At 62.7% G+C, this 15,792-nt stretch carries 18 protein-coding genes; 13 read left to right on the forward strand and 5 right to left on the reverse strand.

The window, feature by feature from the left end; all coding sequences use genetic code 11:
• The first annotated feature begins 6 nt into the window (after positions 1 to 6).
• The 3 genes from sucD to LMJ30_RS19720 all read left to right on the forward strand — a co-directional run bounded on the left by sucD (position 7) and on the right by LMJ30_RS19720 (position 2,223).
• Entirely contained in the window at positions 7 to 888 is an 882-nt protein-coding gene (gene sucD / locus LMJ30_RS19705; protein ID WP_229434273.1) for a succinate--CoA ligase subunit alpha, read from the forward strand.
• Positions 889 to 1,006: 118 nt separating this feature from the next.
• Positions 1,007 to 1,576, forward strand: coding sequence for an FHA domain-containing protein (locus tag LMJ30_RS19710; protein ID WP_229434274.1), 570 nt, complete (start codon positions 1,007 to 1,009; stop codon positions 1,574 to 1,576).
• A 188-nt stretch (positions 1,577 to 1,764) separates the two neighbouring features.
• Entirely contained in the window at positions 1,765 to 2,223 is a 459-nt protein-coding gene (locus LMJ30_RS19720) for a pilin (RefSeq protein ID WP_307729385.1), read from the forward strand.
• 81 nt (positions 2,224 to 2,304) lie between these two features.
• Here the strand turns inward: LMJ30_RS19720 and moaC are convergent, their stop codons facing one another.
• Positions 2,305 to 2,817 carry a cyclic pyranopterin monophosphate synthase MoaC gene (gene moaC, locus LMJ30_RS19725; RefSeq protein ID WP_229434275.1) on the reverse strand — a complete coding sequence of 171 codons (513 nt, stop codon included), beginning with the start codon at positions 2,815 to 2,817 and terminating at the stop codon, positions 2,305 to 2,307.
• Between the two features lie 130 nt (positions 2,818 to 2,947).
• On the opposite strand from moaC, the gene LMJ30_RS19730 reads away from it, so the two are divergent.
• A complete protein-coding gene (locus LMJ30_RS19730; RefSeq protein ID WP_229434513.1) occupies positions 2,948 to 4,501 on the forward strand; it encodes a M48 family metalloprotease in 1,554 nt (517 codons plus the stop codon).
• A gap of 89 nt (positions 4,502 to 4,590) precedes the next feature.
• On the opposite strand, the gene LMJ30_RS19735 is transcribed toward LMJ30_RS19730, so the two are convergent.
• Genes LMJ30_RS19735 through LMJ30_RS19750 form a run of 4 tightly spaced genes read right to left on the reverse strand, consistent with a single transcriptional unit; the run spans position 4,591 to position 6,801 of the window.
• The gene (locus LMJ30_RS19735) at positions 4,591 to 5,166 is read right to left on the reverse strand and encodes a DUF2946 family protein (protein ID WP_229434276.1); all 576 of its coding nucleotides are present in this window, start codon (positions 5,164 to 5,166) and stop codon (positions 4,591 to 4,593) included.
• Positions 5,159 to 6,151 (reverse strand): YheT family hydrolase, encoded by a 993-nt coding sequence (locus tag LMJ30_RS19740; protein WP_229434277.1) that lies wholly within the window; start codon positions 6,149 to 6,151, stop codon positions 5,159 to 5,161. Before LMJ30_RS19740 ends, LMJ30_RS19735 begins: the two co-directional genes overlap by 8 nt.
• 11 nt (positions 6,152 to 6,162) lie before the next feature.
• Positions 6,163 to 6,585: a YybH family protein gene (locus tag LMJ30_RS19745; RefSeq protein ID WP_229434278.1), complete on the reverse strand. Its 423-nt coding sequence runs from the start codon at positions 6,583 to 6,585 to the stop codon at positions 6,163 to 6,165.
• A gap of 21 nt (positions 6,586 to 6,606) precedes the next feature.
• Positions 6,607 to 6,801: a zinc-finger domain-containing protein gene (locus LMJ30_RS19750; RefSeq protein ID WP_169465550.1), complete on the reverse strand. Its 195-nt coding sequence runs from the start codon at positions 6,799 to 6,801 to the stop codon at positions 6,607 to 6,609.
• A 216-nt stretch (positions 6,802 to 7,017) separates the two neighbouring features.
• On the opposite strand from LMJ30_RS19750, the gene LMJ30_RS19755 reads away from it, so the two are divergent.
• The 9 genes from LMJ30_RS19755 (at position 7,018) to LMJ30_RS19795 (ending at position 15,728) form a co-directional block, all read left to right on the forward strand.
• Positions 7,018 to 7,767, forward strand: coding sequence for an AzlC family ABC transporter permease (locus LMJ30_RS19755; protein WP_229434279.1), 750 nt, complete (start codon positions 7,018 to 7,020; stop codon positions 7,765 to 7,767).
• Positions 7,764 to 8,093, forward strand: coding sequence for an AzlD domain-containing protein (locus tag LMJ30_RS19760; RefSeq protein WP_229434280.1), 330 nt, complete (start codon positions 7,764 to 7,766; stop codon positions 8,091 to 8,093). Before LMJ30_RS19755 ends, LMJ30_RS19760 begins: the two co-directional genes overlap by 4 nt.
• Before the next feature lie 70 nt (positions 8,094 to 8,163).
• Positions 8,164 to 9,378, forward strand: coding sequence for a phosphoglycerate kinase (locus tag LMJ30_RS19765; RefSeq protein ID WP_229434281.1), 1,215 nt, complete (start codon positions 8,164 to 8,166; stop codon positions 9,376 to 9,378).
• A gap of 46 nt (positions 9,379 to 9,424) precedes the next feature.
• Positions 9,425 to 10,873, forward strand: coding sequence for a pyruvate kinase (gene pyk / locus LMJ30_RS19770; RefSeq protein WP_229434282.1), 1,449 nt, complete (start codon positions 9,425 to 9,427; stop codon positions 10,871 to 10,873).
• Between the two features lie 122 nt (positions 10,874 to 10,995).
• A complete protein-coding gene (gene fba, locus LMJ30_RS19775; RefSeq protein WP_229434283.1) occupies positions 10,996 to 12,060 on the forward strand; it encodes a class II fructose-bisphosphate aldolase in 1,065 nt (354 codons plus the stop codon).
• 57 nt (positions 12,061 to 12,117) lie between these two features.
• Positions 12,118 to 13,014: a phosphoribosylaminoimidazolesuccinocarboxamide synthase gene (locus LMJ30_RS19780; protein ID WP_229434284.1), complete on the forward strand. Its 897-nt coding sequence runs from the start codon at positions 12,118 to 12,120 to the stop codon at positions 13,012 to 13,014.
• Position 13,015: 1 nt separating this feature from the next.
• Positions 13,016 to 13,513, forward strand: coding sequence for a 5-(carboxyamino)imidazole ribonucleotide mutase (gene purE / locus LMJ30_RS19785; protein WP_229434285.1), 498 nt, complete (start codon positions 13,016 to 13,018; stop codon positions 13,511 to 13,513).
• On the forward strand, positions 13,510 to 14,700 hold the full coding sequence (locus LMJ30_RS19790; RefSeq protein WP_229434286.1) for a 5-(carboxyamino)imidazole ribonucleotide synthase: 1,191 nt from the start codon (positions 13,510 to 13,512) through the stop codon (positions 14,698 to 14,700). The genes purE and LMJ30_RS19790 overlap by 4 nt, the downstream gene beginning before the upstream one ends.
• Complete coding sequence (locus tag LMJ30_RS19795) at positions 14,697 to 15,728, forward strand: L-threonylcarbamoyladenylate synthase (RefSeq protein ID WP_229434287.1); 1,032 nt, start codon at positions 14,697 to 14,699, stop codon at positions 15,726 to 15,728. Before LMJ30_RS19790 ends, LMJ30_RS19795 begins: the two co-directional genes overlap by 4 nt.
• The last annotated feature ends 64 nt before the right edge of the window (positions 15,729 to 15,792 follow it).

The raw sequence follows: 15,792 nt of genomic DNA on the forward strand, positions 1-15,792 counted from the left end.
AATAACATGTCGATCCTGATTAATAAAGATACAAAAGTTGTAACCCAGGGAATTACCGGCAAGACCGGCCAGTTCCACACCCGTATGTGCCGCGACTACGCGAACGGCAAGGAAGCCTTCGTTGCCGGCGTCAACCCAAAGAAAGCCGGCGAAGACTTCGAAGGCATTCCAATTTTCGCCAACGTCGCTGAAGCGAAAAAAGAAACCGGCGCCAACGTGTCGGTCATCTACGTTCCGCCAGCGGGCGCGGCTGCCGCGATCTGGGAAGCTGTCGAAGCTGAACTGGACCTGGCCATCTGCATCACCGAAGGCATTCCTGTCCGCGACATGATGGCCCTGAAGGACCGCATGGCCAAAGCAGGTTCGAAGACCCTGCTGCTGGGCCCTAACTGCCCAGGCCTGATCACCCCTGACGAAATCAAGATCGGCATCATGCCAGGCCACATCCACAAGAAGGGCCGTATCGGCGTGGTATCGCGTTCGGGCACCCTGACCTATGAAGCAGTCGGCCAGCTGACCGCACTGGGCCTGGGCCAGTCTTCGGCAGTGGGCATCGGCGGCGACCCGATCAACGGCCTGAAGCACATCGACATCATGAAGATGTTCAACGACGATCCTGAAACCGACGCCGTCATCATGATCGGCGAAATCGGCGGTCCGGACGAAGCCAACGCGGCTTACTGGATCAAGGACAACATGAAAAAGCCGGTCGTCAGCTTCATCGCTGGTGTGACCGCTCCTCCAGGCAAGCGCATGGGCCACGCCGGCGCGCTGATCTCGGGCGGCGCGGACACCGCGGAAGCCAAGCTGGAAATCATGGCTGCCTGCGGCATCAAGACCACCAAGAACCCGTCGGAAATGGCGCGTCTGTTGAAAGCCATGCTGTAATTTGTAGGCATGGTCGAAGGTAGTCAATAATGACGGGGAGCGGTTTCGCTCCCCGTTTTTTTTGGCACGTCGTTCCCGCGCAGGCGGGAACCCATAAACTGTCACATGGAGAGGACCCGTGGCCAGGATTATCATATCGCAGGGCGACATGGTGGAGCAGGAGGTCGAGCTGACCAAGCCACGCATGACCATTGGACGCCATTCCAGTAACGATATCGTGATTTCGCACCGCGCCGTCAGCGGCCAGCACGCCGCCATCACCGTGTCTGCCAGCGATATCCAGGTGGAAGACTTGGGCAGTACCAATGGTACTTTCGTCAACGGCCAGCGGATCGCCCGGCACACCCTGGCCGATCGCGATGTCATCAAGGTTGCCTTGCATACTATTAGCTATGTCGCCGGCGCCGCTGTGGCCGCTACTGCGCCGGTAGCGGCGATCGAAGTCATGAACGGCCCGAACCAGGGCAAGAAGCTCACGCTCGTCAAACCGCTGACCACGCTGGGCAGCCCAGGTGTGCTGGTGGTCGTCATCGGGCGGCAGGATGAGCGCTACTTCATCCGTCACGTGGATGGCTCGGGCGTCCCGTTGGTCAACGGCGCGGCCATCGAAGGCGAACAGCACTTCCTGGCCGACGGCGACAGCATTGAGCTGGCCGGAACCAGGATGCAATTTTCTGTCACCGCTTGATCAGTGACAAACTTCGGAACCAAAGCTGACAAAAATTGTCAGTAGTAATGACGAAAAATGGCTGAGTTACCCGGTTTTGATATCTCCGAAATAACATAAACCCGTGAATTCAGGCTGGCACGACAATTGCTCATATGAAAGAGCGGTAGCAGTGCAAGACAAAATTTAAACTCACACGGAGAAACACCATGAAATCGATGAAAATGATGAAGAAACAAGCTCAAGCCGGCTTCACCCTGATCGAACTGATGATCGTTGTTGCCATTATCGGTATCCTGGCAGCTGTTGCGATTCCTGCTTACCAGGACTACGTCAAGAAGGCCAAGTTCTCGGCAGCGCTGGCTGAAGTAACCCCAGGTAAGATGGGTTTTGAAGTCGCCCTGAACGACAACAAGACGCCAGTTCTGGCTGCTGCGACCGGCGATACCGAATGGTTCATCGGCGTGCAAGCATCGAACACCAACAGCACTGTAACCCTGACCGAAGGCGCTGCAGGTACCATCGTTGGCACCATCGTTGGCGGCCCAGCAGGCATCGTCGGCGAATCCATCACGCTGACCCGCGATGAGGGTACCGGCAAGTGGGCATGCACCACCACCGTTGAGCAGAAGTTCGTCGGTCCGGTCGAAACCTGCGACGGCGTTTAATCAAGATGTAGCCCGGTTAATGAGTGACCGGCTGAAATCCCTGACAGTGGAAACGCTGTCAGGGATTTTTCATTTCGGACCCTACTCGCCTACATCCGCCGTCCAGTCTCCGCTCTTTCCACCGTGCTTTTCCAGCACCCGCACATTGGTCATCACCATGCCGCGATCCACCGCCTTGCACATGTCGTAAATCGTCAGCAACCCGACCTGCACCGCGGTCAGCGCCTCCATCTCCACACCCGTTTTTCCCACGGTCTCCACCTGCGCGCGGCAATGCACGCTTGATCCGGCTTCATCCACCTCAAAATCGACCGCAACCCGCGTCAGCGCCAGCGGATGGCACAGCGGCACCAGGTCGCTGGTCTTCTTGGCCGCCATGATTGCCGCAATGCGCGCGATGCCCAGCACATCTCCTTTTTTTGCCGTACCCGACACGACCCGCGCCAGGGTTTCGGGCTTCATCCGGATCGTTCCTGCGGCTACCGCAACCCGATGAGTTTCGGCCTTGTCCGCTACATCGACCATATGCGCCTGGCCGCTTGCGTCAAAATGGGTAAGGTCGCCTGCGCCTTGCGCTGTCTGGTTCTTCGTCATGGTGGGGAAATGAGAGGTGGTAACAAAATGTGTCAATAAGGGGGCGAGGTGATGCGTGATTCGCGGATCCGGGTATCATAGCATCGTGAAAACGAAACCAGCTCCAGCTCTTCGCCGCCTCACCAGCCGCATGCGGCGTGCCGTCACGGCCGTCTCCGCTGCCGCATTGACCTCATTGATTGCCGCCGCCCCGGCCGGTCACGCCCAGGCAACGTCGGGCGCACCCAGCCTGCCGACCCTCGGCGACACTGCCCGCGAAGACCTTTCGCCCGTCTTCGAGCGCAAGCTCGGCGAAGAAATCATGCGCGACATCCGGCGCGACCGCGATTTCCTCGACGACGACGCCGTCCTCGAATACATGAATAACTTCGGCAATGCGCTGGTCGCCGCCTATCCCGGCGCGCGCGGTGAAACCAATGCCGACTATTATTTTTTCGCGGTTCGTGATCCCGTCCTCAACGCATTCGCCTTGCCGGGCGGTTTCATCGGCGCCCATTCCGGCCTCTTGATTGCCGCCCAGTCCGAATCCGAACTGGCCTCGGTCATGTCGCACGAAATTGGCCACGTCGCCCAGCGCCATATTGCCCGGATGCTTGGCCAGCAACGCCAGGACGCGCTGATCCCGCTCGCCGCCATGCTGCTAGCGGCGCTTGCGTCACAGGCGAGCAGCGACGCGGCGATGGGTGTGTTTATGGGCGGACAGGGCCTGGCGATCCAGCGCCAGCTCGATTTCTCGCGCGATGCCGAGCGCGAGGCCGACCGGGTCGGTTTCCAGATCATGGGTTCGGGCGGCTACGATACGACGGGCATGGTGGAATTTTTCCAGCGCCTTCAGTCGGCCAGCCGCAACTACTCGGACCTGACGCCAGCCTACCTGCGCAGCCACCCGCTGACCTCGGAACGTATTTCCGACATCCAGTCGCGCATCCGCGAAACGCCCTATCGCCAGCGCGTCGACAGTATCGAGTTCCACCTGGTGCGCGCACGCGTCCGGGTGCTGCAGGACGAATCGGTACAGGGCCTGCGCGACACCCAGGCGGCATTCGAGAGCCAGCTTTACCAGCTGAGCCGCCAGCAAAAGGCCGGGGCGCAGTACGGTTTGTCTTTCCTTGAGCTAAAGCGCGGCAATCACGTCAAGGCCCAGGAATGGCTCGACAAGGCACGCGCGACGATGAAGCCGCCCGAAAACAAGGCGGTGCTGTCCGCGGAGCGCGCCGATTCCACCGGCGCGGCGATGTTCGCCAGCCTCGGCATTGAGATCAAGCTGGCGCCAAGCCAGTCTGCCGCGGTCAAGCTGCAAGGGATGAAGGATGCTGAGCTGGCTCACCTGCAGTTCCCGCTGTCACGCGGGATCGCGCGTCAGTACGCGGATGCAATGATCGCCAACGGCAAGCTCGATGATGCCGCGAAGTTCCTGCGCGACCAGGTTCAGTCCTACCGGTCGGAACCGAAACTGCACGACCTGCTGGCCAAGACGTATGCCGCGCAGGGCAAGCTGACGCTTCAGCACATGGCGCTGGCGGAATCGTATGCCCTGGGTGGTAGCGTGCTGGCCGCGTTGGACCAGCTCAATATCGCGCGCAAGGCGAAAGATGCGTCGTTCTATGACCTCGCGCTGATCGACGCGCGCGAACGGGAGTGGCAAGCCAAGCGCAGGGAAGAGCTCGAGGAAGCCAAGAAGTAAGGTCTCACACGTCGTTCCCGCGTGGGCGGGAACCGATGCTGAATCGGCTTGCATGCTGCGTATGGGTTCCCGCCTGCGCGGGAACGACATTACGGCTGCGGTATCTGAACGAAACCGAATTCTTCAGGTACCGCCGCCTGCCGGATCCGCTCGACCTGTACCTGTCCGAGCGTCAGCGATCCCGCGCCGCCTTCCATCCACGCCATCAGCGCGTCGTCCGATGCCGGTTGTCCGTCGATGTGCATGGCGCCAATCATCTGCGCCATGTCGCGGTCATCCACCTTGGCGACCTTGCCGCCGCCGGCGACAATCAGCTCACCCGTCTCCGTCATGGCCGCACGCTCGATGTCGCCCAACACTTCGCCAGTCTGCACCAGCAAGCCCTGCTGCGGGTCGGTGCGGGCGATGAATGGCGTCGCTTCCAGGTTCAGGTACACGCGTTGCGGACCGTTCTGGAAATACCAGCAACCGCGTTCGTCGGACGCATAATTTCGGTTGATAAACCCAACCAGGGTCGGCTGGTTCAGTTTGTCGCCAGGCAGGTCAAGCTGCTGCGCGCGTTCGTCGCGCATGCGCCATGCGCCCCGCGCGTCGAGTGCGAGCCAGCCGTAGCAGTGCGGTACGTTCGGCCATTTCGCAATGGCCTGTTTTACGATGTCATCCATGCGCGACAGCTTCGCACACTTCTCGCTCAGCGGGCGCTCGCGTCGGCCCTTCGCCTTCAAGGAAGCGGATCAGGCGCTGCGGCAGCCAGTCCAGGCTGCCCGGCACGCCGCCACTGGCGAAGCCTACGTGGCCTCCCTGCTCAGGGTATTCCAGGGTAACGCTCGGCGATGCCCTGTCGGGCAAATGCACGCCGGGCAGGAATGGATCGTTGCGCGCGTTGAGGACCAGGGTTGGAACCGTGATGTCGCCCAGCACGTGCTTGGCGCTCGCGCGGTCCCAGTAATCATCGGTGTCGCGGTAGCCGTGCAGCGGCGCCGTCACCACGTTGTCGAACGCGTACAGGTCGCGCGCGGAGAGCAGGGCGTCGCGGTCGAACAGGCCGGGGAATTGGTCCAGCTTGGCAATGCACTTGGGCTTCAGCGTTAGCAGGAACATGCGCGTGTAAAGCATGTTGAAGCCGGACGATAGCGACTCGCCGCCGCGCGCAAGGTCAAGCGGCGCCGACACGGCGCAAGCCGCATCGACAATCTCCGCCTCGTGCTGGGATTCTCCGAGCCAGCGCAGCAGCGCATTGCCGCCAAGCGAGACGCCCACCGCGTAGAACTTGCCTGTGGTGCGTGGCCGCAGGCGCCGGATGATCCAGTCGATTTCCTGTGCGTCGCCCGAGTGATAGAAGCGCGGGGCAAGATTGGGCTCGCCCGAGCAACCGCGAAAGTGCGGCACCGCGCCCGACCAGCCGCGTGCAGCAATTGCGGCCATCAGGGCGCGCGCGTAATGGCTGTTGGATGAACCCTCAAGGCCATGGAACAGCACAACGAACGGCTTGCCCGGAGCGCCGTCGACAAAGTCGACGTCGACAAAATCCCCGTCATGCGCATCCCAGCGCTCGCGCCGGAACGCAACCGGCGGCTTTGGAATCGCAATGGCGGGATAAATGGTCTGGAGATGGCCGCTGGGAAGCCAGAACGGTGCGGTGTAACGCATGCGCGGAAAGGTCAGTGCAGGTTGGTTGGCAGCGCGCCCGCAGGTACCGGGCCGGGCGCGACAGACACATGGTGCGACACCATGCGCCAGCCTGCCGGCGTTTTCATATAAACGTTGGTCGCGATCAAATGCGCGGCATCGCCGCCGCTGGAAGTCACGCCTTCGACCACGCTGTGCACCGCGCTCATCATGTTATGGCTGGTGTGCAGCTGCGACGGGCGGATCTGCAGGCCGCCGCGTTCAAGGATCGCTTCCCACGAGGCGTGGATGGCCGCGTGCCCGTGCAGGCGCGGGCCGCCAGGGTGGACGCAGATGATTTCCTCGTCGTCCGCCCACAGTTCCATCAGGCCGTCGACATCGCCGCGGTTGAGTGCTTCATAGAAAGCCGCCTCGACTTCGGCGGCGGTGCCAATCAGCTGTTTCTCGCGTTTCATCTGGTCACCGGCCTGGGCGAATCAGTGGTGCGACAGGACCGTGCCTGGCTTGAGCATGTACTCGGTGCCGCAGTACGGGCACTTGGCCAGGCCGTCGTGGCCGAAGTCGAGGAACACGCGCGGGTGGGACGACCACAGCGGCATCGCCGGGTTCGGGCAGTGCGCCGGCAGGTCTTTGGCTTCGAGCTCTACAGCTGGCACTTGTTTGTGATTCATGGATTCTCCGAAACGCTAAGGGCAAGACCTCGATTTTAGCGGATTCGGGCAGCCATCCGGAATGGCCGTTAAAATAGCGCCTCAACAATCACGGCCGTGCTCGCCGCTTTCCTATGGAAAGACTGGGCCGGCGCCTCACAAAGAATTGCGCTTCATGGCCGACCGTCCCGCATTGCCCGCTCCATTCCCCAGCGTACGCTGTGGCAGGAAAACAACATGAACGGGCCGATCCCTCCTGTGGCGGTGGATGCAACCCGCCCGGCGGACGAAGACCCGGCCATTTTCCGTGAAGGCCTGAAAGTCGGCATCCCGACCCTGTTCGGCATCGGCGCATGGGGCCTGGTGGTTGGCATCGCGATGATCAAGACCGGGCTGACGATCCCCCAGGCGCTCGCCATGACCTTGCTGGTGTTCGCCGGATCGGCCCAGCTCGCCTCCCTGCCGTTGATTGTCGCCAATGCGCCCATCTGGGTGATCTTCGCCACGGCCCTGGTCGTCAACCTGCGGTTCGTCATTTTCTCCGCCATCCTGGCGCCGCATTTCGCCCACCTTCCCTGGAAAAAGCGCTTTGCGCTTGGCTACGTGTCCGGCGACATGAGCGTCGCGCTGTTCCTGCAACGCTTTCCGAACGAAGCACCGGCGGTGGGCAAGCTTTCCTACCTGAAGGGCCTGCTGTACCCGAACTGGGCTGCCTGGCAGGTCGGCTCGATTGCCGGCATCTTCCTCGGCGCGGTGGTGCCGCCGGAATGGGGCCTGGGCTTTGCCGGTACTCTTGCGATCATCTGCATCATGGTGCCGCTGACGGTTAACAAGGCCGCGGCCTGCGGCGTGCTGGTGGCGTCGGCTACCGCGGTGCTGGCCTACGACCTGCCGTACAAGCTGGGCCTGCTTGCCGCTGTGCTGCTCGGCATGGTGACCGCGATGGTCGTCGAAGAAACGCTGGAAAAAATACAGGCCCGCACATGAGCGACCTCGAAATCTGGATCACGATCGGCGTGCTGGCCGTGGCCACCGCCGCCACCCGCAGCTCGTTCTGGCTGATCGGCCACCACATCACGATCCCGAAACGGGTGCAGGAAATGTTGCGCTTCGCCCCGGCCTGCGCACTGGCAGCCATCGTGGCGCCCGATTTGTTGCTCGGTAACAAGGGCGAACTTCACCTCGCCGTCTCCAACCTGAAGCTGGTCGCGGGGCTGGCGTCAATCGGCTATTACCTCCTGCGCCGAAACATGCTGGAAACCATTGTTTTCGGGATGCTCTTCTTTACCGGGCTCAGGCTTTGGTTGCAGTGAGCGTACTGGCAAATTTGCATTGTTCATGAGTTAAAATAGCGTTCTTTCATATTCGACCGTTTGGGGTGCCATGCACGCTGTTCTCAACTTCACCCGTCTGCAAGACCTGATCGACCAAAACGCGCTGCAAGGAAAACGCGTATTCATCCGCGCCGACCTGAACGTGCCGCAGGATGATGCGGGCAACATTACCGAAGACACGCGCATCCGCGCTTCGGTGCCAGCCATCCAGGCCGCCCTCAAGGCAGGCGCCGCCGTCATGGTGACGTCCCACCTGGGCCGTCCGACCGAAGGCGAGTTCAAGCCTGAAGACAGCCTGGCGCCAGTCGCCGCGCGCTTGTCCGAGCTGCTTGGCCAGCCGGTTGAACTGAAGCAGGACTGGGTTGACGGCAAGGGACTCGAGAACCTCCAGCCTGGCCAGGTCGTGCTGCTGGAAAACTGCCGCGTCAACAAGGGCGAGAAAAAGAATTCCGACGAGCTGGCCCAGAAGATGGCCAAGCTGTGCGACGTCTACGTCAACGATGCCTTTGGCACTGCCCACCGCGCCGAAGCGACCACCCACGGTATCGCCAAGTTCGCCCCGGTTGTTTGCGCCGGACCGCTGCTGGCTGCCGAACTGGACGCGCTGGGCAAAGCCCTGGGCGCACCAAACCACCCGCTGCTGGCCATCGTTGCCGGCTCGAAGGTGTCGTCCAAGCTGTCGATCCTGAAGGCGCTGGCTGGCAAGGTCGACAACCTGATCGTCGGCGGCGGCATCGCCAACACCTTCATGAAAGCCAAGGGCCTGAACATCGGCAAATCGCTGGTCGAGGCTGACCTGGTCGACGAAGCCAAAGCGATCATCGACATGATGTCGGCGCGCGGCGCCACCGTGCCGATTCCGGTCGACGTGGTCTGCGCCAAGGAGTTCTCGCCGACGGCCGAAGCCACCATCAAGGATGTGGCCGACGTTGCTGATGACGACATGATCCTCGACATCGGCCCGAAGACGGCGGCCACGCTGGCCCAGCAGATCCGCGGCGCCGGCACCATCGTCTGGAACGGCCCGGTCGGCGTGTTCGAGTTCGACCAGTTTGGCGAAGGCACCCGCATGCTGGCGCTGGCCATTGCCGGCTCGAAGGGCTTCTCGATCGCCGGCGGCGGCGACACGCTCGCTGCCATTGCGAAATACGGCATTACCGATAAAATCGGCTACATCTCGACGGGCGGCGGGGCTTTCCTCGAATTCCTCGAAGGGAAGACGCTGCCGGCGGTAGACATCCTCCTGCAACGCAGCACCAAGTAACACGCCAGCGCAGCCCTCCGGCTGCGCTTTTACTTCAAGGACTCCTATGTATCGTGGCACAAAGATCGTTGCAACCATCGGCCCGGCTTCGACCGACTTCGATATCCTCGTCAAAATGATCAGGGCGGGCGTTGACGTTGTCCGCCTGAATTTCTCGCACGGCAAGGCGCAAGACCACATCGACCGCGCCACCCTGGTGCGCCGCGCGGCTGCCGAGTGCGGCAAGGAAGTGGCGATCATGGCCGACATGCAGGGTCCGAAGATCCGCGTCGGCAAGTTCGAAGACGGCAAGATCTACCTGAACAATGGCGACAAGTTCATCCTCGATGCAAAGTGGGGCGATGAAGGCGAAATGGGCAACCAGGACCGCGTCGGCCTCGACTACAAGGCGCTGCCGCGCGACGTGCGTCCCGGCGACAAGCTGCTGCTGAACGACGGCCTGATCGTGCTGATCGTCGACCGCGTGGCCGGCCACGAAGTGCACACCACGGTCAAGGTGGGCGGCGAGCTGTCCAACAACAAGGGCATCAACCGCCAGGGCGGCGGCCTGACCGCGCCGGCGCTGACGGCCAAGGACATGGAAGACATCAAGACCGCGATGAGCTTCCAGGCCGATTACCTGGCGATCTCGTTCCCGAAAAGCGCCACCGACATGGAAATGGCGCGCCAGCTGGCCAACATCGCCGGCGAGCAATACCATCACAAGCCGAAGATGATCGCCAAGATCGAGCGCGCCGAAGCGATTCCTGTGCTGCAGGAAATCCTCGATGCGTCCGACGGCATCATGGTGGCGCGTGGCGACCTGGCTGTGGAAGTCGGCAACGCCGCCGTGCCAGCGCTGCAAAAGCGCATGATCCGCATGGCGCGCGAGCAGAACAAGCTGGCCATTACCGCGACCCAGATGATGGAATCGATGATCGTCAACGCCGTGCCGACCCGCGCCGAAGTTTCGGACGTGGCCAACGCGGTGCTGGACGGTACCGACGCGGTGATGACCTCGGCTGAAACCGCATCGGGCAAGTACCCGATCGAAACCGTGGAAATGATGGCGGCCATTTGTGCCGAAGCCGAGCAGTCCGAATACAACAAGCTCGACGCCGACTTCCTGAACATCCAGTTCACCCGCATCGACCAGTCGATCGCCTACGGTGCGCTGTTCACCGCACACCACCTGCGCGTGAAAGCGATTGTCGCGCTGACTGAATCGGGCTCGACCGCGCTGTGGATGAGCCGTCACAGCATCGACACGCCAATTTTCGCACTGACCCCGTCACAGCAGACGCAGCGCAAGGCTTCGCTGTATCGTAACGTGCAAGCTTATCACCTGCTGCAGGAAGGCGGCAGCCACGCGGTGCTGCGCCAGGCGGAAGAACTGCTGATGAAACAGGGCGTCGTGCGCAAGGGCGATACCATCGTCGTGACCTGGGGTTCCCCGATGGGACAGGCCGGTGGCACCAACGCACTGAAAATCGTGCGCGTAGGAGAATTCGACTAAAACACGACAACCGCTGTCGTTCCCGCGAAGGCGGGAACCTATGGAGCCTAGACTCAGCATGGGTTCCCGCCTGCGCGGGAACGACGGTGGTTACAGATTTCTATTGTTCTTGGAGTACTACCATGTCCCTCGTATCCATGCGTCAACTGCTGGACCATGCCGCCGAAAACGGCTATGGCCTGCCAGCGTTCAACGTCAACAACCTCGAACAGGTGCAGGCCATCATGGCTGCCGCTGACGCGGTCGGTTCCCCGGTCATCATGCAGGCATCGGCTGGCGCCCGCAAATATGCCGGCGAAGCTTTCCTGCGCCACCTGATCGACGCAGCAGTCGAATCCTACCCGCACATCCCGGTCGTCATGCACCAGGACCACGGCCAGTCGCCGGCAGTGTGCATGGCTGCGATCCGCTCCGGCTTCACCTCGGTGATGATGGACGGCTCGCTCGAAGCCGACGGCAAAAGTGTCGCATCGTACGACTACAACGTCGAAGTCTCGCGTGAAGTCGTCAAGTTCGCGCACTCGATCGGCGTCACGGTCGAAGCGGAACTGGGCGTGCTCGGTTCGCTCGAAACCATGAAGGGCGACAAGGAAGACGGCCACGGCGCCGACGGCACCATGACCCGCGAACAGCTGCTGACCGACGTGGCCCAGGCCGCCGACTTCGTGCAGCGTACCCAGTGCGACGCGCTGGCCATCGCCATCGGCACCTCGCACGGCGCCTACAAGTTCTCGCGCAAGCCAACCGGCGACATCCTGGCAATCGACCGCATCAAGGAAATCCACGCGCGCATCCCGAACACCCACCTGGTGATGCACGGTTCGTCGTCGGTGCCGCAGGAACTGCTGGCAGTGATCCGCGAATTCGGCGGCGACATGAAGGAAACCTATGGCGTGCCGGTTGAAGAGATCCAGGAAGGCATCCGCCACGGCGTTCGCAAGATCAACATCGATACCGACATCCGCCTGGCGATGACGGCCGCGATCCGCAAATACCTGTTCCAGAACCCATCCAAGTTCGACCCGCGCGACTACCTCAAGCCTGCGCGCGAAGCGGCGACGGAAATCTGCAAGGCGCGTTTCCTGGCCTTCGGTTGCGAAGGACAGGCAGCCAAGATCAAGCCGATGCCACTGGAAAAAATGGCCGAGCGTTACAAGAACGGCGAACTGGCCCAGATCGTAAAATAATCAAACCCTGCGCGCCCTACGGGGCGCGCTCAGCTTTTGGCAATGCAAGGATTCGTGATGTCTAGTGTTCTCGAAACAAATCTCAAGTCGCTTCCCTTCCTGCACCGCGGTAAAGTGCGCGACATTTACGCGGTCGGCGACGACAAGCTGCTGGTCGTCCAGACCGACCGCCTGTCGGCGTTCGACGTCATCCTCGACGATCCGATCCCGGGCAAGGGCAAGATCCTGACGGCCATGTCGAACTTCTGGTTCCAGAAATTTGCCGACCTGATGCCGAACCACGAGACCGGCATCGATCCGCTGTCCGTCGTTGCGCCCGAAGAGCGCGCGCAGGTCGAAGGCCGCGCCATCGTCGTCAAGAAATTCAAGCCGCTGGGCATCGAGGCGATCGTGCGCGGTTACCTGATCGGCTCGGGCTGGAAGGATTACCAGAAGACCGGCAAGGTCTGCGGCATTGCGCTGCCAGAGGGCATGAAGGAAGCCGAGAAGCTGCCGCAGGTATTGTTCACGCCGTCGACCAAGGCCCCGGCCGGCGCGCACGACGAGAACATTTCGTTTGAAGAAGCCGAGAAGATCGTCGGCGCCGACGTGGCACGCCAGGTGCGCGACTACGCGGTCGCCCTCTACACCAAGGCCGCCGAATACGCCGCCGAAAAAGGCATCATCATCGCCGACACCAAGTTTGAGTTCGGCCAGGATGACAGCGGAAAGATCTACCTGATCGACGAAATCCTGACCCCGGACTCCTCGCGTTTCTGGCCGATGGAAAGCTACGCCACCGGCATGTCGCCGCCGTCGTACGACAAGCAGTTCGTGCGCGACTACCTGGAAACCCTGAAGGACTGGAACAAGGCGCCGCCATCGCCGCCGGTCCCGGCCGATGTGATCGCCAAGACCCAGGCCAAGTACCTCGAAGCGCTCGAGCGCCTCACCGGCCAGAAACTGGATCTCTGAGATGGATAACCAAGCCAAGCCGCTCGTCGGCGTCGTGATGGGTTCGTCGTCGGACTGGGACGTGATGCAGCATGCGGTCGCCATCCTGAAGGAATTCGGCGTACCGTATGAAGCGCAAGTGGTATCGGCGCACCGCATGCCGGATGAAATGTTTGCCTACGCAGAAAGCGCGCGTGCGCGCGGCCTGCGCGCCATCATTGCCGGCGCCGGCGGCGCCGCCCACCTGCCGGGCATGATCGCCGCCAAGACCATCGTGCCGGTGCTGGGCGTGCCGGTGCCGTCGAAGTACCTGCGCGGCGAGGATTCCTTGCTGTCGATCGTACAGATGCCGAAAGGCATTCCGGTGGCAACCTTCGCCATCGGTGAGGCTGGCGCGGCCAATGCGGCGCTGGCCGCAGTGGCGATGATTGCCAGCCTGGACGATGCCATGGCCGACCGCCTGCAGGATTTCCGCAACGTACAAACAGCGGCCGCAAAGGCCATGGTCTTACCAGCATGAGCGACAAGCAGTTTCCCCCGGCGCGCCCACCGGCGACCTTGGGCGTCATGGGCGGCGGCCAGCTTGGCCGCATGTTCGCGCACGCGGCGCAGGCGATGGGCTTCAAGGTCGCCGTACTCGACCCTGCGCGCGACAGCCCGGCAGGGCAGGCGGCCGACCGCCTGATCGTGGCCGGCTACCAGGACCCTGCGGGACTGGCCGACCTGGCCTCGGCGTGCGTTGCCATCACCACCGAATTTGAAAATGTCCCGGCCGACAGCCTGGCCTGGCTTGGCGAGCGTACCTTCGTGGCGCCTGCCGCGCAGTGCGTATCCGTCGCCCAGGACCGCATTGCCGAGAAGCGCTTCTTTGTCGACTGCGCGCCAAGTTCCGGCGTGATGCCGGCGCCGCACAAGACCATCGCATCGAGCGAAGACATCGACGCCATTCCGGACGACCTGCTGCCGGGTATCCTGAAAACCGTGCGCATGGGCTACGACGGCAAGGGCCAGGTCCGCGTCAAGACGCGCGCCGACGTGCGCGCCGCGTTTGCCGGCATGAACGGCGTCACCTGCCTGCTCGAAAAAATGCTGCCGCTGGCGTATGAGGTGTCGGTGCTCACCGCGCGCGGCGCCGACGGCGAATCGGTGGTCTACCCGATTGCCGAAAACGTGCACCGCGACGGCATCCTGTTTACCACGACCGTGCCGGGCCCGAATGTGTCCAACGCCTGTGCCGGCATGGCGCAGGACGCCGCCCGCGCGATCATCTCGCAGCTCGGCTATGTTGGCGTGCTGTGCATTGAATTCTTCGTGCTCGAAGACGGCACCCTGGTGGTCAACGAAATGGCGCCGCGCCCGCATAACAGCGGGCACTACACCATCGACGCCTGCGTCACCAGCCAGTTCGCCCAGCAAGTGCGGGCCATGGCGCGCTTGCCGCTGGGCGACGTGCGCCAGCACTCGCCGGCAGTCATGCTGAACATCCTGGGCGATGTGTGGTTCGACGAGGGCAGCGACACCGCGCGCGAGCCTGCGTGGGAGCAAGTGCTGGCGCTGCCAGGCGCCTGCCTGCACCTGTACGGCAAGGAAGAGGCGCGCCGCGGCCGCAAGATGGGCCACCTGACCCTGGTTGCACCGACCCTGGCTGAAGCGCAAGCCAAGCTGCGTTCCGCCTGCGCCATCCTCGGCATCGAGCAGGACGCATGAGCGGCCAGGATGTCGACAAGGCGGCAATTGCCGCGGCCGCGCGCCTGCTGGAACAGGGCAGCCTGGTAGCACTGCCTACCGAGACTGTGTACGGCCTGGGCGCCGACGCCGAAAACCCGGCGGCAGTCGCGCGTATCTACGCTGCCAAGGGGCGGCCGATGGACCACCCGGTGATCGTGCACATCGCGCCCGGCGCAGGTCTCGACCATTGGGCCACCGACATCCCGCACGAAGCGCGGGAGCTGGCCGAGGCCTTCTGGCCCGGCCCGCTGACCATGATCCTCAAACGCGCAGCGCACATTCCCGACGCCGTCTCCGGCGGCCAGGACACGGTTGGCATCCGTTGTCCGTCGCATCCGGTCGCCATCGCTCTGCTGCAAGAATTCAAGGGCGGCCGTGGCGGCATCGCGGCGCCATCGGCCAACAAGTTCGGCAACGTCAGCCCGACCACCGCCCAGCACGTGCGCGACGAGTTCGGCGCGGACGGCACGATTGCCGCCATCCTCGACGGCGGACAAAGCCAGGTCGGCATCGAATCGACCATCGTCGACCTGTCGCGCCTGGCCACGCACGGCCCGGTGCTGCTGCGGCCCGGCCATATCAGCGCCGATGCGATCGCCGCGGTCATCGACAGTGTCCCGGCCGCACCGGATGCTGCCGCGCCGCGCGCTTCCGGCACGCTGGAGTCGCATTACGCACCGCACACGCCGGTTGCGATGCAGGACGGCGCCGAACTGCTGGACACGCTGAAACAGTTACAAACGGCCGGCCGCAAGGTTGCCTTGATCCATTACAGCGAGTTTCCACAGGCGCATGCCGAAGCACGGCTGCCGTCCAGCCCTGAAGGCTTCGCGCACGCCCTGTACGCGGCATTGCGCGCGATGGACCAGGCCGGCGCCGACGTGATTTTGGTGGAAGCCCCGCCGCGCAGCGAGGAGTGGCTGGGCGTCAACGACCGCCTGCGCCGCGCCGCGCATGGGTCCAGCGGCATCGTGCATGGCCTGCTGAACCACGACGCACCGGCCTGACAAGTGCGCATTGTTGTTAGCACCCGACGGGAAGATAAGTTTATTGATGTACAAGATTGCTTAA

Origin of the sequence: Massilia agrisoli (assembly GCF_020831365.1) — a bacterium.
Taxonomy (GTDB): Bacteria; Pseudomonadota; Gammaproteobacteria; order Burkholderiales; family Burkholderiaceae_D; genus Telluria_A; species Telluria_A agrisoli.